The 18,466-nt window shown below is 60.0% G+C and carries 14 protein-coding genes, 1 tRNA gene and 2 pseudogenes; 13 read left to right on the top strand and 4 right to left on the bottom strand.

All coding sequences use genetic code 11. The features are described from left to right. Positions 1-48 precede the first annotated feature (48 nt). From rbfA to ACP7EE_RS17795, 5 genes are all read left to right on the top strand, one after another. Complete coding sequence (gene rbfA, locus ACP7EE_RS17815) at positions 49-450, top strand: 30S ribosome-binding factor RbfA (RefSeq protein WP_008088344.1); 402 nt, start codon at positions 49-51, stop codon at positions 448-450. A gap of 4 nt (positions 451-454) precedes the next feature. Next, positions 455-1,372, top strand: a complete 918-nt coding sequence (truB, locus tag ACP7EE_RS17810; RefSeq protein ID WP_420647561.1) for a tRNA pseudouridine(55) synthase TruB — start codon at positions 455-457, stop codon at positions 1,370-1,372. A 143-nt stretch (positions 1,373-1,515) separates the two neighbouring features. Then, the gene (gene rpsO, locus ACP7EE_RS17805) at positions 1,516-1,785 is read left to right on the top strand and encodes a 30S ribosomal protein S15 (RefSeq protein ID WP_003177875.1); all 270 of its coding nucleotides are present in this window, start codon (positions 1,516-1,518) and stop codon (positions 1,783-1,785) included. Positions 1,786-1,978: 193 nt separating this feature from the next. Next, positions 1,979-4,084, top strand: a complete 2,106-nt coding sequence (gene pnp / locus ACP7EE_RS17800; RefSeq protein ID WP_426235611.1) for a polyribonucleotide nucleotidyltransferase — start codon at positions 1,979-1,981, stop codon at positions 4,082-4,084. Positions 4,085-4,322: 238 nt separating this feature from the next. Then, positions 4,323-4,395, top strand: a tRNA-Thr gene (locus ACP7EE_RS17795). Between the two features lie 4 nt (positions 4,396-4,399). Here the strand turns inward: ACP7EE_RS17795 and ACP7EE_RS17790 are convergent. Next, positions 4,400-4,894, bottom strand: a complete 495-nt coding sequence (locus ACP7EE_RS17790) for a hypothetical protein (RefSeq protein WP_426235609.1) — start codon at positions 4,892-4,894, stop codon at positions 4,400-4,402. 276 nt (positions 4,895-5,170) lie between these two features. Between ACP7EE_RS17790 and ACP7EE_RS17785 the strand changes: the two genes are divergently transcribed. Beyond that, positions 5,171-5,470, top strand: coding sequence for a DUF6388 family protein (locus tag ACP7EE_RS17785; protein ID WP_420647564.1), 300 nt, complete (start codon positions 5,171-5,173; stop codon positions 5,468-5,470). Positions 5,471-5,521: 51 nt separating this feature from the next. Here ACP7EE_RS17785 and nadC read toward each other — a convergent pair whose 3' ends face one another. Beyond that, complete coding sequence (gene nadC, locus ACP7EE_RS17780) at positions 5,522-6,370, bottom strand: carboxylating nicotinate-nucleotide diphosphorylase (protein ID WP_420647565.1); 849 nt, start codon at positions 6,368-6,370, stop codon at positions 5,522-5,524. Between the two features lie 295 nt (positions 6,371-6,665). On the opposite strand from nadC, the gene ACP7EE_RS17775 reads away from it, so the two are divergent. The 5 genes and pseudogenes from ACP7EE_RS17775 (at position 6,666) to ACP7EE_RS17755 (ending at position 12,576) form a co-directional block, all read left to right on the top strand. Next, complete coding sequence (locus ACP7EE_RS17775) at positions 6,666-8,855, top strand: DUF1631 domain-containing protein (RefSeq protein ID WP_426235607.1); 2,190 nt, start codon at positions 6,666-6,668, stop codon at positions 8,853-8,855. Positions 8,856-8,920: 65 nt separating this feature from the next. Further along, the gene (gene ampD / locus ACP7EE_RS17770) at positions 8,921-9,481 is read left to right on the top strand and encodes a 1,6-anhydro-N-acetylmuramyl-L-alanine amidase AmpD (protein ID WP_426235605.1); all 561 of its coding nucleotides are present in this window, start codon (positions 8,921-8,923) and stop codon (positions 9,479-9,481) included. Next, complete coding sequence (ampE, locus tag ACP7EE_RS17765; RefSeq protein ID WP_426235603.1) at positions 9,478-10,311, top strand: regulatory signaling modulator protein AmpE; 834 nt, start codon at positions 9,478-9,480, stop codon at positions 10,309-10,311. Before ampD ends, ampE begins: the two co-directional genes overlap by 4 nt. Positions 10,312-10,578: 267 nt before the next feature. Further along, a pseudogene (locus ACP7EE_RS17760) lies at positions 10,579-11,670 on the top strand (methyl-accepting chemotaxis protein); the annotation flags it as partial. Continuing rightward, positions 11,647-12,576 carry a methyl-accepting chemotaxis protein gene (locus tag ACP7EE_RS17755; RefSeq protein WP_426235658.1) on the top strand — a complete coding sequence of 310 codons (930 nt, stop codon included), beginning with the start codon at positions 11,647-11,649 and terminating at the stop codon, positions 12,574-12,576. The pseudogene ACP7EE_RS17760 and the gene ACP7EE_RS17755, both read left to right, overlap by 24 nt. Before the next feature lie 8 nt (positions 12,577-12,584). Here ACP7EE_RS17755 and ACP7EE_RS17750 read toward each other — a convergent pair whose 3' ends face one another. Both ACP7EE_RS17750 and cra read right to left on the bottom strand, forming a co-directional pair. Further along, entirely contained in the window at positions 12,585-13,361 is a 777-nt protein-coding gene (locus tag ACP7EE_RS17750) for a TatD family hydrolase (RefSeq protein WP_426235601.1), read from the bottom strand. A 3-nt stretch (positions 13,362-13,364) separates the two neighbouring features. After that, positions 13,365-14,479 (bottom strand): annotated as a pseudogene (cra, locus tag ACP7EE_RS17745) (catabolite repressor/activator). 180 nt (positions 14,480-14,659) lie between these two features. Between cra and ptsP the strand changes: the two are divergent. Both ptsP and pfkB read left to right on the top strand, forming a co-directional pair. Then, positions 14,660-17,521 (top strand): phosphoenolpyruvate--protein phosphotransferase, encoded by a 2,862-nt coding sequence (gene ptsP, locus ACP7EE_RS17740; protein WP_426235599.1) that lies wholly within the window; start codon positions 14,660-14,662, stop codon positions 17,519-17,521. Next, positions 17,521-18,462, top strand: a complete 942-nt coding sequence (gene pfkB, locus ACP7EE_RS17735; RefSeq protein WP_426235597.1) for a 1-phosphofructokinase — start codon at positions 17,521-17,523, stop codon at positions 18,460-18,462. The genes ptsP and pfkB overlap by 1 nt, the downstream gene beginning before the upstream one ends. Positions 18,463-18,466: the final 4 nt, after the last annotated feature.

Genomic DNA, 18,466 nt, shown 5'->3' with positions numbered 1-18,466 from the left:
TTTCAGACCCCACGGGTTTCACCGTGAGGCAGTAACAGGTAACAAGACATGGCAAAAGAATACAGCCGTACCCAACGTATCGGCGATCAGATGCAGCGTGAGCTGGCACAGCTGATCCGTCGTGAAGTCAAAGACCCGCGCGTCGGCCTGGTCACCATTACCGCTGTGGAAGTCAGCCGTGACGTCGGTCACGCGAAGATTTTCATTACCGTGATGGGTCAGGACAACGCTGAAGACATCGCGCAAAGCATCAAGGTGCTTAACTCTGCCGCCGGTTTCCTGCGCATGCAGTTGGCCCGTGAAATGAAGTTGCGCAGCGTGCCTCAGCTGCACTTCCACTACGACGAAAGCGTCGTGCGTGGTGCGCACCTCTCGGCCCTGATCGAGCGCGCCGTGGCTGAAGACAATCAGCACCCGGTTGCGGCTGAACCCGAAGACACCAAGGAGTAACTCGGTGGCTCAGGTCAAACGTATCCGTCGTAACGTCAGCGGCATCATCCTGCTCGACAAGCCATTGGGGTTCACCTCCAACGCTGCCTTGCAGAAGGTGCGCTGGTTGCTCAACGCCGAGAAAGCCGGGCACACCGGCAGTCTTGATCCGCTGGCCACCGGCGTATTGCCGTTGTGCTTCGGTGAGGCCACCAAGTTTTCGCAATACTTGCTCGATTCCGACAAGGCTTATGAAACCCTGGCGCAACTGGGCAAGACCACGACCACGGCGGATGCCGAGGGCGAAGTTTTGCAGGAGCGCCCGGTGACCGTTGGTCGCGCCGATGTCGAAGCTGCATTGCCGAAATTTCGCGGGCTTATCAGTCAGATACCGCCGATGTACTCGGCGCTCAAGCGTGATGGCCAGCCCCTGTACAAGCTGGCACGTGCAGGCGAAGTAGTGGAGCGCGAACCGCGTTCTGTTACTATTGCGCGCTTGGAATTGTTGGCCTTCGAGGGTGATACTGCGCGCCTCGCGGTGGATTGCAGCAAGGGCACCTATATTCGCACCCTGGTGGAGGATATTGGTGAGCAACTCGGTTGTGGTGCGTACGTCGCTGAATTGCGCCGTACCCAGGCCGGGCCTTTCACCCTGGCGCAGACCGTAACCCTCGAAGAGCTTGAAGCGGTACATGCCGAAGGCGGCAACGAAGCGGTTGATCGCTTCCTGATGCCATCGGACAGCGGCCTGCAGGATTGGCCGCTGCTGCACTTCTCGGAACACAGCGCGTTTTACTGGCTCAATGGCCAGCCGGTACGTGCTCCAGATGCTCCGAAGTTCGGCATGGTGCGGGTACAGGATCACAACGGTCGTTTCATCGGTATCGGTGAAGTGAGCGAAGACGGGCGCATTGCGCCGCGTCGACTGATTCGGTCGGAATGACCGAAAACCGGTCTGTGTAACAGCAGGCTGGCGAGGGTGGCTGTCAACAGGCACGGTCACTACTCATTTATAGATACAGGGATTTGTCCCTGGCCTGTTGAAACTGTTTTTCTGAAACAGTTTCCTGATAAAAGGATTGCCTCATGGCTCTCGACGTTCAAGAAAAAGCTCAAATCGTTGCTGACTACCAGCAAGCTGTTGGTGACACTGGTTCGCCAGAAGTGCAAGTTGCACTGCTGACCCACAACATCAACAAGCTGCAAGGTCACTTCAAGGCCAACGGTAAAGATCACCACTCCCGTCGTGGTCTGATCCGCATGGTAAACCAGCGTCGCAAGCTGCTGGACTACCTGAAGGGCAAGGATCTGGGTCGTTATCAGACTCTGATCGGTCGCCTGGGTCTGCGTCGCTAATAAGCGATTGCGCTAGAGGTTGGTTGTCTGTCGCGTGTCAGTGGGATTCCCGCTGGCGCCTGGCAGGCTCCCAGCCTCAAGTTTTATCTGGATACACGTTTTACCCTGGACAGGCGTTGGGCCGATTCCCGACATTGCCCAAGAATTCGCAAGAAACCAGTTTCCCCAAGAGCCACAAAGAAGGTAGGACACCGTGAACCCGGTTATCAAAAAATTCCAGTTCGGTCAGTCGACCGTTACCCTCGAGACAGGCCGTATCGCCCGTCAAGCCTCCGGCGCAGTGCTGGTTACCGTTGACGACGACGTTACCGTTCTGGTGACCGTTGTTGGCGCCAAGACCGCTGACCCGAGCAAAGGCTTCTTCCCTCTTTCCGTTCACTACCAGGAAAAAACTTACGCTGCCGGTAAGATCCCTGGCGGTTTCTTCAAGCGTGAAGGCCGTCCTTCCGAGAAAGAAACCCTGACTTCCCGACTGATCGACCGTCCGATCCGTCCGCTGTTCCCAGAAGGTTTCATGAACGAAGTGCAGGTTGTCTGCACCGTCGTTTCCACCAGCAAAAAGACCGATCCGGACATCGCTGCGATGATCGGTACCTCGGCTGCCCTGGCTATCTCGGGCATTCCGTTCGACGGCCCGATCGGCGCCGCCCGCGTTGCTTTCCACGAAAGCACCGGCTACCTGCTGAACCCGACTTACGAACAACAGAAAGCTTCGAGCCTGGACATGGTCGTTGCCGGTACTTCGGAAGCCGTTCTGATGGTTGAATCGGAAGCCAAAGAGCTGACCGAAGACCAGATGCTGGGTGCGGTACTGTTTGCTCACGACGAGTTCCAGGTTGTGATCAACGCCGTTAAAGAACTGGCTGCCGAAGCTGCCAAGCCAACCTGGGCCTGGGCTCCACAGCCTGAAGCCACTGCACTGCTGGGCGCTATCCGTGCCGAGTTCGGCGAAGCGATCTCCCAGGCTTACACCATCACCATCAAGGCCGACCGTTACGCTCGCCTGGGTGAGTTGAAGGATCAGGTTGTTGCCAAGCTGTCCGGTGAAGAAGGTCAACCTTCTGCCAGCGAAGTCAAAGCGGCTTTCGGCGAAATCGAATACCGCACCGTTCGCGAAAACATCGTGAACGGCAAGCCACGGATCGACGGTCGCGACACCAAAACCGTACGTCCTTTGAACATCGAAGTCGGTGTTCTGCCAAAGACCCACGGTTCGGCTCTGTTCACCCGTGGCGAAACCCAGGCTCTGGTCGTTGCAACGCTGGGCACCGCCCGTGATGCACAACTGCTGGACACTCTGGAAGGCGAGAAAAAAGACCCGTTCATGCTGCACTACAACTTCCCTCCGTTCTCGGTAGGTGAGTGTGGTCGCATGGGTGGCGCTGGTCGTCGCGAAATCGGTCACGGTCGCCTGGCTCGTCGTTCGATCGCAGCCATGCTGCCTGCCGCCGACGTGTTCCCGTACACCATCCGCGTGGTTTCGGAAATCACCGAATCCAACGGTTCGAGCTCGATGGCTTCCGTTTGCGGCGCTTCCCTGGCCCTGATGGACGCGGGTGTGCCGATGAAGGCGCCAGTTGCCGGTATCGCCATGGGTCTGGTTAAAGAAGGCGGCAAGTTCGCTGTTTTGACCGACATCCTGGGTGACGAAGACCACCTCGGCGACATGGACTTCAAAGTAGCCGGTACCGCCAAAGGTGTTACCGCGCTGCAGATGGACATCAAGATCAAGGGCATCACCGAAGAAATCATGGAAATCGCTCTGGGCCAAGCCCTGGAAGCGCGCCTGAACATCCTCGGCCAGATGAACCAGATCATTGGTCAGTCGCGTACCGAGCTGTCGGAAAATGCTCCGACCATGATCGCGATGAAGATCGACACCGACAAGATCCGTGACGTTATCGGTAAAGGTGGCGCGACCATCCGTGCGATCTGTGAAGAGACCAAGGCTTCGATCGACATCGAAGACGACGGCTCGATCAAGATCTTCGGCGAAACCAAGGAAGCTGCTGAAGCTGCACGTCAGCGCGTTCTGGGCATCACCGCAGAAGCGGAAATCGGCAAGATCTACGTCGGCAAGGTTGAGCGCATCGTCGACTTCGGCGCATTCGTCAACATCCTGCCGGGCAAAGACGGTCTGGTGCACATCTCGATGCTGAGCGACGCTCGCGTAGAGAAAGTCACCGACATTCTGAAAGAAGGTCAGGAAGTCGAAGTACTGGTACTGGACGTGGACAACCGCGGCCGTATCAAGCTGTCGATCAAAGACGTGGCAGCTGCCAAGGCGTCGGGCGTTTAATTACCCCACCGCTTTAGCGCAATAAAAATGCCCCACCGTGAAAACGGTGGGGCATTTTTTTGCCTGTGAAACAACTGTGGCGAGGGAGCTTGCTCCCGCTGGGTTGCGAAGCGACCCCGTGTTTTTTTGCCGAAGGTTCTTGCGACTGCTGCGCAGCCGAGCGGGAGCAAGCTCCCTCGCCACAAGAGCGGGCTACAAAGTTGCCGGACTTCAGGACCGGTGCTAGGTTTAGCCCACCGCCCGTGTAGCTCAGCCGGTAGAGCAGCGCACTCGTAACGCGAAGGTCGCAGGTTCGATTCCTGTCTCGGGCAAAAATTATTTCACCTTGCGGCTCAGCTCCTCAACAGTGCGTTTGAGCTGGTCGACCGCCCGATCCTGATCGCTGACTTTCTGCTTGAGGTTCGACAGTTCACTGGAGCTCGAACTTGAGCTTGAACCGCTGCTGCGCTTGAGCTCTTCTACTTGCCGGCTGAGGTTGCTCAAATCGCGCTCCTGCTCCTTGACCTTGTTCTTAAGGTCGTCGATTTCCTTGCCGCTGGAATTCGAACTGGAGCCGCTGCTGCGTTTGAGGTCTTCGATCTGCCGTGACTGCTCACTGATGGTGTCGCGCATTTTCTTCAGATCATCGATGCTGATCTCGCTCTTGATCACGACCTGCTTGCCGTAATCGTCGTGAATCAGGGAAACCTTGTCACCGAAAGACGGGCTGCTGGTGCTCAATTCAACAGCCATTGCACTGCTCGATACAGCCAGAAGTGCAAGCAGAGCGGTAGCGGACTTAACGGAAGAGGTCTTGAAAAAACTGCGCATCACTGGGATTCCTTGTGAACAGCGAATGTGAGTGCCGATGTGGCACAACGCTATGACTGGAAATGCGCATTTATGTTCCCCAGGTCAACTTTTTACGAAAGAGATGTAAAGAGGCGTGTAATTCGTCATGCAAACGTCCTATATTCGGTGCCTGCATGAGCATCGCTTAGCAGTTTTCAGATGATCCCGAATGGTTCCGAAGGCCGGACAATCCGCGTCAGAGAGATCCTTGATGATCCAGATCCATCCTCCATTCTTACGATCAACGAGAACGCCATGACCGAATTAACTCAAGAGCAACGTCACGAATTAGCGCTGGAAAAGTACATTCTGGCCGTGCCGGACCTGAAAGAAGAGATCAAGGACCTGAGTCCTGATGATCAGAAAGACCAGATCCAGTGGGCCTTCGAAGACGAAGCCGAAGCCCAGGGCTTGCAGCCGTGGGAACTGACGCTCAAGTACACGAGCACGCCGGAGGAGTTCGAGGCTGCGCGCCTGGTCCTGCACAAAGAGGCGGCCGAGGTGCTTGGCGTTGAATGGGACGAGTACTGCGAGATGAATAATCTGGTGGTCTGAAACCAAAACGCCAGCCTCATCCGGGCTGGCGTTTTTTATTGCGCGAGCGTCTCAGAGACTCAGGCGCATCGAAAGATCCACCGCCTTCACATCCTTGGTCATCGCGCCGATCGAGATGTAATCCACACCAGTCTGGGCGATCGGCAGCAGCGTGCTTTCGTTGATCCCGCCGCTGGCCTCCAGTTTCGCTTTACCGCCGTTCAGGCGCACCGCTTCGCGCATGTCATCCAGGCTCAGTTCGTCGAGCATGATGATGTCGGCGCCTGCCTCAAGCGCTTCTTTAAGCTCTGCAAGACTTTCGACTTCGACTTCCACCGGTTTGCCCGGCGCGATCTTGTGCGCGGCAGCAATGGCTTGCGCGATGCCGCCACTGGCAGCGATGTGGTTTTCCTTGATCAGGAACGCGTCGTACAGGCCGATGCGATGGTTGTGACAGCCGCCGCAAGTCACCGCGTATTTCTGCGCCAGACGCAGGCCGGGCAGGGTCTTTCGCGTGTCGAGCAGCTTCACTTGAGTCTCGCCGACGAAATCCGCCAGGTACTGCGCCCGCGTCGCCACGCCGGAGAGCAGTTGCAGGAAGTTCAGCGCACTGCGCTCACCCGTCAGCAGCGAGCGTGCCGGGCCTTCCAGATGAAACAACGGCTGATTGGGCTGCACCCGCTCGCCATCGCGCACCTGCCAATGTACGGCCACCCGTGGATCGAGCTGGCGGAACACCGCATCGACCCACGCCGTGCCGCTGATGACGGCGGCGTCGCGAGTAATGATGGTGGCTTTGGCCAGACGTTCGGCCGGGATCAGTTGCGCGGTGATGTCGCCGCTGCCGACGTCTTCGAGCAACGCACGGCGCACGTTGGCTTCGATTTCGGCGGTCAGATCGGCGAGACGTAGATTCGGCATAACGGACTCCACAAACTAAGTGATCCGATTATAGGGGCATGGCGCGAGCCAACCCAAGGCCGGAACCTGTATGCGGCGTGCATCCGGTCGATTGCTTTTGAGCAAACCCCTTTCCGGTGTGGTCAGTTGCATAGGTTGGGTACTAGGGGAAACCCTGAGGCTACTGGCACTCGCGACATGTTTTGCACGATAATTCGCCTTGCATTTGACGTCATGGCTTTGACGTGAAAAGTGGCTGCGGCCCGCGCACCGGACGTTTCTGACCCAAGAAGAATTACCGTTCCAGGAGGCTTGGATGCACAACGACGGGAAAGTAGTGCCTTTGCACAAGGCCACTACCGATCAGGCGAATCACTCGCCGCTCGCCCGCTTGCCTGTGATTCTGCTTCAGGTGCGCGACAAGGCTGCCCAGCAACTGCGCCAGGGCTTGCAGGAGCTGTTCGATAACGCCGACGACACCCTGTTCGAAATGGCCGACCGCGCGCGCAACGACGTCGAACAGAACATCTTCTTCGAAGCCATGCGCGACCTGCGCCTCAAGCGCAAAAACATCGAGCGTGGCTTTCTCGAGCAATTCTTCGAGGCCTTCGTCGGCCTCACTCAATACGATTTCACGCAGCACGCGTTGCCCGCGGCCCTGATGCCCGAGCAGAACCCGGCGCGCACCGACGACATGGAGCGCGCCGTTGCGATCGAGACCATGGTCGGCCGTGTGCTCAACCGTGACGGCTTCGCTCTCGACCAACTGACAGCGCGCCTGAATGCGTTGCTCGGCAAGACTCTCGACGGCCAGCACAACCCGCTGGGCCCGGCGATGCTCTGCGAATATTTCCTCAAGGCCGGGCGTGATCTGGGTGTGGAGATAAAGGTCAAACTGATCCTGCTCAAGTTGTTTGAGCGCTATGTGCTGACTCATACCGATCAACTTTATGCCGAAGCCAATCAATTGCTGGTGGCCACAGGCGTGCTGCCGGAATTGAAACCGGCGCCCGCCCGGCGCGTGACTGACCGTGCCGCCGCCAGTGTGCAAACCGAATCTGACGGCGCCGATCAGCCGCAGTCTGATGCCGGCGTGCAGGAAGTCTTCGCCGCGTTGCAGAAACTGCTGCTGCACGTACGCGGCAGTGTGGCGCCAACGCTTGAACCCAGTGCCGCCGCGCAACCGATTTCCTCCCGCGATTTGCTGCGCCTGCTCTCGCATTTGCAGCAATACGTACCGGCCCTGACTGCGGCGCAGGATGAGTTCGATCTGCGCAATCAGCTTGAACAGTTGCTCACGCGAGTCAGCGTCAAAAGCGGCAAGTCGCGTATCGTCGGCGGCGCCGATGAAGACGTGATCAACCTGGTAGCGATGGTGTTCGAGTGCATCCTCGACGATCACAACTTGCCGGACTCACTCAAAGCGTTAATCGCGCGATTGCAGATCCCGATGCTCAAAGTCGCGGTCATCGACAAAAGCTTCTTCAGCCGCAGCAGCCACCCGGCGCGGCGCCTGCTCAACGAAATCGCTGATGCGGCCATGGGTTGGGCCGATTGCCACGGTAGCAAGCGCGACAGTCTGTATCTGCGCATCGAGCAGGTGGTGCAGCGTCTGTTAACGGATTTTGTCGACGACCCGGCGATATTCTCCGAGCTGCTTGCCGACTTCCTCGCGTTCACCAGCGATGAGCGTCGCCGTAGCGAATTGCTTGAGCAACGTTTGCGGGACGCCGAGGAGGGCCGGGCGAAAACCGAGTTGGCCCGTCAGCGTGTAGAACAGGCGCTGAATCACGCACTGTTGGGCAAACGCTTACCGGTCTTGGTCGTGAACTTCGTCGAAAACGCCTGGAGCAAGGTCTTGCTGCTGACACGTCTCAAACACGGTGACCAGTCTGCCGAATGGCACGCTGACGTGCAGACCATGCAGCAATTGATCTGGAGCGTACAGCCGCAGGATGACGCCGATTCCAGTCTGCGTCTGCTGGCATTGGTGCCGGGTTTGCTCAAGTCACTGCGTGACGGGCTGAGCAGTTCAGCGTTCGATCCGTTCGCCACCAGCGAATTTTTCAGTGAGCTGGAAGCGTTGCACGTACGCGCGCTGCAAGGCGCCGTCGAGTCGCGTCAAACCGACGCGGCGCTGGTCGAGGTCACGCAGAAAATCGTCCTGCGCCTCGCCGACGACGGTGCTCAGGCACATTCATCCGCACTGCTGGCTCAGGACGACGCAGGGCTGCGTCAGGTGCAGCAATTGCGCCTCGGCAGTTGGGTGGTGTTTCAGGAAGAAGAAGAGCACACGCTGCGCTGCAAACTGGCGGCGATCATCGAGTCCACCGGCAAATACGTATTTGTCGATCGCACCGGAATGAAAGTGCTCGAACGCAACCGCACCAGCCTCGCCCTGGAATTCCGCCGTGGCGCAGTACGTACGCTGGACGACACCTCGCTATTCGACCGCGCGATGGAATCGGTGCTGGTCAATCTGCGACGGCTCAATCACGCCAACTGATTCGCGCGCCGGGGGCCGATCACGGCATACTGGGCGCCAACACAGTCGGCGTTGAAGGAATCGGTATGCAGTTGGATCCCGCAAGCGGGTGGTGTCACGGCGTGCAGGCTTGTCCGTCGCCCAACTTCAATGAGCGCCCGGCGGGCGAAGTTTCCCTGTTGGTGATCCACAACATCAGCTTGCCGCCTGCGCAGTTCGCCACCGGCAAGGTGCAGGAATTTTTCCAGAATCGTCTGGATGTCACTGAGCATCCCTACTTTGCAGGGATCGCCGACATGCGCGTCTCAGCGCATTTTCTGATTGAACGTGACGGAAAGGTCACTCAGTTTGTCTCCTGTCTGGAGCGGGCCTGGCATGCCGGCGTGTCGAATTTCGACGGTCGCGAAACCTGTAACGATTTTTCCGTGGGCATCGAGCTCGAAGGTACCGATGATCTGCCGTTCACCGATGCGCAATATCAGGCGTTGACCGTGCTGACCCGTCAGCTGCAAACGGCGTTTCCGGCGATCACCGCCGAACGCATCTGCGGCCACAGCGACATCGCGCCCGGGCGCAAGACTGATCCGGGACCGGCATTCGACTGGGCACGCTACCGTGCGGCCCTGGCACAAGAGGAAGGACAATGAGTTTTCTGGTGTTACTGCTGGCGCTGTGGATCGAGAAATTCTCGGCCCTGCGCCATCGGGTTCAACGCGATGGCGGATGGATCCGCGAGCTGCACAAACTTGAAAGCGGCGGCTTGGCGAAGCAACCGTGGCTGGTGCTGACGATTCTGGTGTTGCTGCCGGTGGCGCTGCTCGGCTTGCTGCTGTTGGTGCTGGAGCCGGTGGCCTACGGCCTGCTGGCGTTGCCGGTACATTTGCTGGTGGTGATTTACAGTCTGGGGCGCGGCGATCTGCTCGGCGGCCTCGGGCCGTTTCGCGATGCCTGGCGCCGTGAGGATCTGCAAGCGGCAGCGCACGTGGCCAAGCGTGATCTGAATATCTGCGCCGAGAGCGGCGAGCAACTGCTGGAGCAGGTGCAAAGTCACCTGTTGTGGCAGGCCTATCAGAGCTTTTTCGCGGTGATCTTCTGGTATTTCCTGCTCGGCCCGGTGGCTGCGCTGAGTTATCGCCTGTTGGCGCTGGCCGAAGAGCATGCGCAAAACCCGGCGGTGGCCGAACGTGCAGCGCAGTTGCGCCACGCCTTCGACTGGATTCCGGTGCGATTGCTGGCGGCGAGTCTGGCGCTGGTGGGCAACTTCGTCGCGGTCAGCCGGGTGATGTTGCATGAGCTGCTGAACTGGAACATCAGCGCGGCGCAGTTGATCAACAAGGTCGGGCTGGTGGCCGGAGAAATTCCGCCAGCGGCGGTTGGTCCCGAAGGCATCACCACCCTCGATAGCCTGTGGGAACTGCTGCTGCGTGCGGCGGTGTTGTGGTATGCCGGGTTTGCGCTTTGGACTGTGCTGCCTTAAACGTCAAAAGAAAGATCAAAAGATCGTCCGATCGCGGCCCGAGCCTTCGGCAGCTCCTACATTGGAATGCGTTCCCCTGTAGGAGCTGCCGGAGGCTGCGATCTTTTTCGCGTTAACCTTAAGTTACAAAACCTCCCCCCGATTTGAGCTATACAGAGATAGCGCCCGATAGTGGCTATCTGCTGTCGCCCTGCGCCTGCCAATAAAAACAAGAAAAACCAAGGGAGACTTCCAGTGAAGAGCTTGCTCTATCCCGCCGTCTCGCTGATGAACCGCTTGAGCTTCGGCATGAAGTTCAGCCTGATCAGCGTGCTGTTCCTGATACCGATGCTGGTGACCAATTTCTATCTGGTGCGCGACTCCTATCGCGAGTTCCAGGGCACCCGCGTCGAATTGCAAAGCCTCGATCTGCTCGGCAGCAGCCTGTCCCTGCGCCGTGATCTGGAAACCCTGAACAATCTGGTGCAGATCAACGTCACCCTCGGCCAGTCCGGCAAGGCCGGCAACATCGAAGCCGAGATCAGCAGCCTTGAGCAGAACGTGCTGGCGCGTCTGCAAGGGCTGACGGCGATGACCGATGATGCCGAGCAGATCAAGGTTTTCGACGGCAAGCGCGATGAGATGGTCGCGGCGTTCAAGACCCAGCAAGCGGAAAATTCGCTGCAAAGCAAAAGCGCGCTGATCGGCAAACTGTTGAGCAATGCGCAGATCTTCAGCCAGATCATCGCCAGCCAGGCCGGTCTGAGTCGCGACAACCAGAGCGACATCCGCCAGCTCAGCGAACTGGTGACCGCCGTCACCCCGGCCATCACCCAAGCCCTCGGCGAAGGCCGGGCGATGGGTTCGTATTCATTGGGTCAGGGATTTCTCAATAGCTCATCCAGCACGCGTTTCGACGAGTTGCTGGTGCAGATCGAAAAACTTCAGGCTGAATACGCCCTGAAATTACAGGACGCCCTCGGTTCGAGCACAGCTGCGCGCGAGTCTCTCAGCACTGCGGCCGAAAGCAGCAAGGCGTCGCTGAAGCAGGCTGGCACGCTAATCGAAGAGCAAGTGGTCATGGCTGAAACGCTCGATGCGCCGTGGCAGGGGTTTTACGATCAGCTCACCGGGCTGATGGCCCAGACCTATCAACTGAACGACGCGACCCTGAAATTCCTCGACACCCAGCTCCAGCAACGCCTGGCGCAAAACCGCACACACATGATCTTGCAGGCGTCGGCGCTGTCAGTGGTGTTCGTGCTGATTTTCTACCTGTACGGCGGCTTCTACGCCTCGACCCGCGCGACCCTGAAAAACCTCGGCGCGATGATGGACAAAGTGGCGGCCGGTGACATGACAGTGAATTTTCGCGCCACCAGTCGCGATGAGCTTGGCGAATTGGGCGAAGTGTTCAATGGCACGGTGAAGAAGATCCATGACCTGATCGAGCGCGTCGGCCACACCGTCGGCGAGGTCGAGCGGCAGGCCGGGCAGGTGGAAAACGTCTCGGCGCGAAGCAATCAGGCGGTTGCCGGGCAACGTAGCCAGATCGAGCAAGTGGCCACTGCGATGAACCAGATGTCGGCGACCTCGCAGGAAGTCGCACGCAGCGCGGCAGCGGCAGTCAGCAGTGCGCACAGCGTCAATGACGAAACCATCAATGGTCGCGGGTTGGTTGAATCGCAGCAAGGCAGCATCGCGGCACTGGCCAGCGAGATCGATCAATCGGTGCTGGTGATCAACCAGTTGGCCAGCGACAGCCAGTCGATCAGCCGTGTGCTGGAGGTGATCAAGAGCATCGCCGAGCAGACCAATTTGCTGGCGCTCAACGCGGCGATTGAAGCGGCACGGGCCGGTGAGCAGGGGCGTGGGTTTGCTGTGGTGGCGGACGAGGTGCGCACGCTGGCCAAACGCACTCAGCAATCGACTGAAGAAATCGAACAGATGATCGCCAAGCTGCATGGCGGCGTTGGCGCGGCGGTTAAAGCCATGGGCATCAGCCATCAGATGGCCAATGGCACGGTGGGTCAGTCGGAAAAAGTCCAGCAGGCGCTGGAAAACATCCTTGGCGCGGTCGGCATGATCGTCGACCAGAACCAGCAGATCGCCGCTGCCGTGGAGCAGCAGACGGCAGTGGCGCATGACATCGACCAGAACATCGTCGAAATCAACCGCGCGGGGGAGCGCACGGCTGAAGGTGCGCATCAGACTGAAAATGCCAGCCGTGCGTTGTCGGCACAGGTGGTGGAGCTGAAACAGTTGATCAGCGCCTTCCGCGTCTGATCATCTGATTACCAGCCGAATACTGCGCAACTGTTGGCGGTGCTGACGGCCGCCAGTTGCTCAGGGCTGATATTCATCAACTCGGCCAGTGCCGTACAAATCGCGGGCAAATGCGCAGGCGTGTTGCGTACGCCGGGAAACATCGCCGGTGCCATGTCCGGCGAGTCGGTTTCCAGCACCACTGACTCCAGCGGCAAATCCACCAGCACCCGATGCATGCGCAATGCCTGCGGCCAGGTCGGGGCGCCGCCGAGGCCGAGCTTGAAACCGAGTTTGATGTATTCGCGCGCTTCTTCAAGGCTGCCGGCGAAGGCGTGGATGATTCCGGCCCGTTTGAGTTTGAAGCGCTTGAGCGTGGCAATCACCGCCGCATGACTGCGTCGCACATGGATCAACGCCGGCAAGTCGAAGTCCGCCGCCCATTGCAGCTGCGCTTCGAACAGGGCCTGCTGACGTTCGCGGTCGAGGGTTTCGATGAAGTAATCCAGACCGATCTCGCCCACTGCACACAACTGCCGATGACCACGCAATCGCGTCAGCCAATCGCCCAAAGCATGTAAGTCTTCCGGCCGATGCTGATCGAGATAAACCGGATGCAAGCCAAAAGCCGCATACAGATCAGCATCGCTCTGCACCAGATCCCACACTCGCTGCCAGTTGCCTTCATACACCCCCAGCACCACCATCCGCCGCACGCCGAGGGCACGGCTTTCGGCCAGCAACGCCGCGCGGTCGGCGTCGAAGTCGGGGAAGTCCAGATGGGTGTGGCTGTCGATCAGCTCCACGGCTCAGTCCCGATGAATACGCTGCTTGAAGGTCCGCGCAATGGCCTGCACGCCAGGCTGATAGTCCGACTGCTCGATCGCCGCCAGCGCCAGTTGCAGCGCTTTGTCGGCAATTAACTGATGTTGCTGAGCCATGGCGTTGACCGGCAGTGGCAGGAAGTCCAGCAACTGCGTGTCGCCAAACGTGCCGAGGCTCAGTGGGCGCGATTTGAGCGGGAAGTCATGCAGCGCATCGAACACGCCCTGCAACAGCACGTAGGAAGTGGTCACCAACGCATCCGGCAAATGCCCGAGTCGTTGCAGGAGTTCTTCCATCATTTGCTTGCCGCACTCGCGGCTGAAGGATTCGGCGTGCTCGATCAGCACTTCACCTTTGAAGTCGACCAAGGCCTGTTTGAACCCGGCGGCACGTTCCTGGCTGATGCTCAGCTCCGGTCGAGCGCCGAGCAAAACGATCTGCTTGAGCTGCGGATCGAGCAGACTTTCGGTCAAGTGCAGACTGGCTTCGCGGTCGTCGCTGACCACTGAACAAAAGTGTTCAGGCTCCATCGCCCGGTCGATGGCGATCACCGGTAAACCTTTGGCTTGCAACTGGCGGTAACTGTCGTCAGCGGCCGGCAGGCAACTGGCGACGATCAACGCATCACAGCGCCGCGCGCGGAACAGTTGCAGCAATTGCCGCTCGCTGTCCGGTGCATCGTCGGAGCTGGCAATCAGCAATTGATAGCCGCGCGCTCGCGCACCTTGTTCCAGCAGCTTGGCAATCCGTGCGTAACTGGGGTTCTCCAGATCCGGCAGGATAAAACCCAGCGTGCGTGTGTGCCGACTGCGCAGCCCAGCCGCTTGTGGATTGGGCGTGAAGCCATGTTGTTCGACCACGGCCCGCACCCGCTCGACAGTCGCGGTGCTGATGCGTTGCTGTTCGGCCTTGCCGTTGATGACGTAGCTGGCGGTGGTCACGGACACGCCGGCCAATCGCGCGATATCACTGAGTTTCAACCCGGGATTTCCTTGTTTTTTCGAGCTTGCCGCGACATTTTCGCCAATCCTACCCGATTCAGGCAGGCGACCATTGTCGCAGGCATCCGACAAGTTGGACTTCAAGGATGAGACATTATCGAGTAACGTGCCGATCAATCTAGATTAAACGTTTCAGCAGGCGTATTTTCTACGTTTTAGGCGCCTTTGGCCGGTTCTGCCGCGAAACCGCCAAAACTGCCCCTTAACCGGAGGCAGCGCCTAAGCTGCAACCATTCAAAACAATACCTGGCGCCACATGACGCCAAAAAGGAGAACGCATGCTCGAGCTCACTATAGAGCAGATATCCATGGGCCAATCGGCTGTGGATAAACCCGCTGCGCTGCAACTGCTGGCCAATCATTTGGTCGCCGATGGTCTGGTCGCCGACGGTTACCTTGCCGGGTTGCAGGCACGCGAAGCCCAGGGCTCGACCTTTCTCGGTCAAGGTATTGCCATCCCCCACGGAACCCCGGACACCCGCGATCAGGTGTTTGCCACCGGCGTGCGCCTGATGCAGTTCCCCGAAGGCGTGGATTGGGGCGACGGCCAGATCGTCTATTTGGCGATCGGCATTGCGGCCAAGTCCGACGAACATTTACGTCTGCTGCAACTGCTGACCCGGGCCCTCGGCGAGACCGATTTGGGTCAGGCACTGCGCCGCGCGAGTTCGCCCGAAGCGCTGCTGAAACTGCTGCAAGGCGCGCCACAGGAGCTGGCGCTGGATGCGCAAATGATTGGCCTCAGTGTTTCTGCCGATGATTTCGAAGAACTGGTCTGGCGTGGCGCACGTCTGTTGCGACAGGCCGATTGTGTGAGCAACGGGTTCGCCGCTGTGTTGCAACAAGTAGAAGCACTGCCGCTGGGCGATGGCCTGTGGTGGCTGCACAGCGAGCAAACCGTGAAGCGTCCGGGCCTGGCTTTCGTGACGCCGGACAAGCCGATTCGCTACCTCGGCCAGCCGCTCAGTGGTCTGTTCTGCCTCGCGAGCCTGGGCGAGGCGCATCAGGCGCTGCTCGAACGCCTCTGCGCGTTGCTGATCGAAGGCCGCGGCCACGAATTGGGCCGCGCCACCAGCAGCCGCAAAGTTCTCGAAGTCCTCGGCGGCGAATTGCCTGCCGACTGGCCGAGCGCGCGGATTGCACTGGCCAACGCCCACGGCTTGCATGCACGCCCGGCGAAAATCCTCGCGCAACTGGCGAAGAGTTTTGACGGTGAAATCCGTGTGCGCATCGTCGACAGTCAGGACAGCGCGGTGTCGGTGAAGAGCCTGAGCAAACTGCTCAGCCTCGGCGCCCGTCGCGGTCAGGTGCTGGAACTGATTGCCGAACCGAGCATTGCCGCCGACGCCTTGCCCGCACTGTTGGCGGCCATCGAAGAAGGCCTCGGTGAAGAAGTCGAGCCGCTGCCGGCCGTCAGCGAACAGCGTGAAGTCATCGCAGATATTGCTGAAGTGCTGATCGCCCCGGCGTCCGGCAGCCTGCTGCAAGCAATCCCCGCCGCACCGGGTATCGCCATTGGCCCGGCGCATATTCAAGTCCAGCAAACCATCGATTACCCGTTGCGCGGCGAGTCCGCCGCCATCGAGCGCGAGCGTCTCAAGGAGGCGCTGGCCGAGATCCGCGGCGACATTCAAGGCCTGATCGAACGCAGCAAGGCCAAGGCGATCCGCGAGATCTTCATCACCCACCAGGAAATGCTCGACGACCCGGAACTCACCGACGAAGTCGACACTCGTCTCAAGCAAGGCGAGAGCGCTGAAGCGGCATGGATGGCGGTGATCGAAGCCGCCGCCAAGCAACAGGAATCGTTGCAGGACGCCTTGCTCGCCGAGCGTGCCGCTGACTTGCGCGACATCGGTCGCCGGGTGCTGGCGCAACTGTGCGGCGTGCAGACGCCGAGCGAGCCGGAGCAACCATACATTCTGGTGATGGACGAAGTCGGCCCCTCGGATGTGGCGCGACTCGATCCGGCGCGCGTCGCGGGGATTCTCACCGCACGCGGCGGCGCAACTGCGCACAGTGCGATTGTCGCCCGCGCCTTGGGGATTCCGGCATTGGTCGGCGCTGGCGCAGCGGTGTTGCTGCTGGCGCCGGGCACGCCGCTGTTGCTCGACGGCCAACGCGGTCGCCTGCATGTCGATGCTGATGCGCCGACGCTGCAACGCGCCATCGTCGAACGCGACACGCGCGAGCAGCGCCTGAAAGCGGCCGCCGAACAACGTTATCAACCGGCGCACACCACTGACGGCCACGCGGTGGAAGTGTTCGCCAACATCGGCGAAAGCGCCGGGGTGATCAGCGCGGTCGAGCAGGGCGCCGAAGGCATTGGCCTGCTGCGCACCGAACTGATTTTCATGGCGCACCCGCAAGCACCGGACGAGGCGACCCAGGAAGCCGAATACCGCCGCGTGCTCGATGGTCTGGCTGGGCGCCCGCTGGTGGTGCGCACCCTCGATGTCGGCGGCGACAAACCGCTGCCGTATTGGCCGATTGCCAAGGAAGAAAACCCGTTCCTCGGCGTGCGCGGCATTCGCCTGACCTTGCAGCGTCCGCAGATCATGGAAGCACAATTGCGCGCCTTGCTGCGCGCCGCTGACAACCGGCCGCTGCGGATCATGTTCCCGATGGTTGGCAGTGTCGAAGAATGGCGTCAGGCCCGCGACATGACCGAGCGTCTGCGCCTGGAAATCCCGGTCGCCGATCTGCAACTGGGGATCATGATCGAAGTGCCGTCCGCCGCGCTGTTGGCGCCGGTGCTGGCCAAAGAGGTGGACTTCTTCAGTGTCGGCACCAACGATTTGACCCAATACACCCTGGCCATCGACCGTGGGCATCCGACCCTTTCCGCGCAGGCCGACGGCTTGCACCCGGCGGTGTTGCAACTGATCGACATCACCGTGCGTGCGGCGCATGCCCACGGCAAATGGGTTGGCGTCTGCGGCGAACTCGCGGCAGATCCGCTGGCAGTGCCGGTGCTGGTCGGCCTTGGCGTCGATGAGTTGAGCGTGTCCGGCCGCAGCATCGCCGAGGTCAAGGCGCGCATCCGCGAACTCAGCCTGACCCAGTCTCAAACCCTCGCTCAACAGGCCCTGGCCGTGGGCAGCGCCAGCGAAGTGCGCGCATTAGTGGAGGCCCTGTAATGGCCAAGATTCTCACCCTGACCCTCAACCCGGCGCTGGACCTCACGGTCGAGCTGGCGCGGCTTGAACCCGGTCAGGTCAATCGCAGCGACGAGATGCACAGCCACGCCGCCGGCAAAGGCGTGAACGTCGCGCAAGTGCTGGCCGACCTCGGCCATCAACTGACGGTCAGTGGTTTTCTCGGCGAAGACAATCTGCAAGCGTTCGAAAACCTGTTCGCCAAACGCGGATTTGTCGACGCGTTTATCCGCGTGCCCGGCGAGACGCGCAGCAACATCAAAGTTGCCGAACACGACGGGCGTATCACCGACATCAACGGCCCCGGCCCGATAGTCGACGCAGCGGCGCAACAGGCATTGCTTGAGCGTCTGCTGCAAATCGCTCCGGGCCACGATGCAGTGGTCGTCGCCGGCAGTTTGCCACGCGGTGTCACGGCACAATGGCTGCGCGAGTTGATCGAAAAGCTCAAAGCGCTGGGTCTCAACGTTGCGCTGGACACCAGCGGCGAAGCACTGCGCGAGGCACTCAAGGCTGGCCCGTGGCTGATCAAGCCTAATACTGAAGAACTGGCTGACGCGCTCGGCTGCGAAGTGATTTCTCACACGGCGCAAGCTGAAGCGGCCAATCGGCTGCACGCGCAAGGCATCGAGCACGTGGTGATTTCCCACGGTGCCGATGGTGTGAACTGGTTCAGTGTCGGCTCGGCGCTGCACGCGTCGCCGCCCAAGGTCACGGTTGCCAGTACCGTGGGTGCCGGGGATTCGCTGCTGGCCGGCATGCTCCACGGTTTGCTCAGCGCCGATACGCCCGAGCAAACCCTGCGCACCGCTACCGCGATTGCCGCACTGGCGGTGACCCAGATTGGTTTCGGCATTCACGATGCAGCGCTGCTGGCGCCGCTCGAACAGGGCGTGCGCGTGCGCCCCCTGACAGAACAATAAGAGG

The organism is Pseudomonas sp. TWP3-2, from assembly GCF_049897765.1.
Taxonomy (GTDB): Bacteria; Pseudomonadota; Gammaproteobacteria; order Pseudomonadales; family Pseudomonadaceae; genus Aquipseudomonas.
This window is presented reverse-complemented; position numbering and strand designations above follow the sequence as displayed.

What these genes read in the sequence shown, in the direction of transcription:
- ampD (WP_426235605.1), top strand. Translation starts at nt 8,921, where the DNA reads ATGCAGTTGGATCCCGCAAGCGGGTGGTGTCACGGCGTGCAGGCTTGT.
- pfkB (WP_426235597.1), top strand. Translation starts at nt 17,521, where the DNA reads ATGGCCAAGATTCTCACCCTGACCCTCAACCCGGCGCTGGACCTCACG.
- ampE (WP_426235603.1), top strand. Translation starts at nt 9,478, where the DNA reads ATGAGTTTTCTGGTGTTACTGCTGGCGCTGTGGATCGAGAAATTCTCG.
- ACP7EE_RS17775 (WP_426235607.1), top strand. Translation starts at nt 6,666, where the DNA reads ATGCACAACGACGGGAAAGTAGTGCCTTTGCACAAGGCCACTACCGAT.
- ACP7EE_RS17790 (WP_426235609.1), bottom strand. Translation starts at nt 4,894, where the DNA reads ATGCGCAGTTTTTTCAAGACCTCTTCCGTTAAGTCCGCTACCGCTCTG.
- ACP7EE_RS17785 (WP_420647564.1), top strand. Translation starts at nt 5,171, where the DNA reads ATGACCGAATTAACTCAAGAGCAACGTCACGAATTAGCGCTGGAAAAG.
- ptsP (WP_426235599.1), top strand. Translation starts at nt 14,660, where the DNA reads ATGCTCGAGCTCACTATAGAGCAGATATCCATGGGCCAATCGGCTGTG.
- ACP7EE_RS17755 (WP_426235658.1), top strand. Translation starts at nt 11,647, where the DNA reads ATGACAGTGAATTTTCGCGCCACCAGTCGCGATGAGCTTGGCGAATTG.
- rbfA (WP_008088344.1), top strand. Translation starts at nt 49, where the DNA reads ATGGCAAAAGAATACAGCCGTACCCAACGTATCGGCGATCAGATGCAG.
- nadC (WP_420647565.1), bottom strand. Translation starts at nt 6,370, where the DNA reads ATGCCGAATCTACGTCTCGCCGATCTGACCGCCGAAATCGAAGCCAAC.
- rpsO (WP_003177875.1), top strand. Translation starts at nt 1,516, where the DNA reads ATGGCTCTCGACGTTCAAGAAAAAGCTCAAATCGTTGCTGACTACCAG.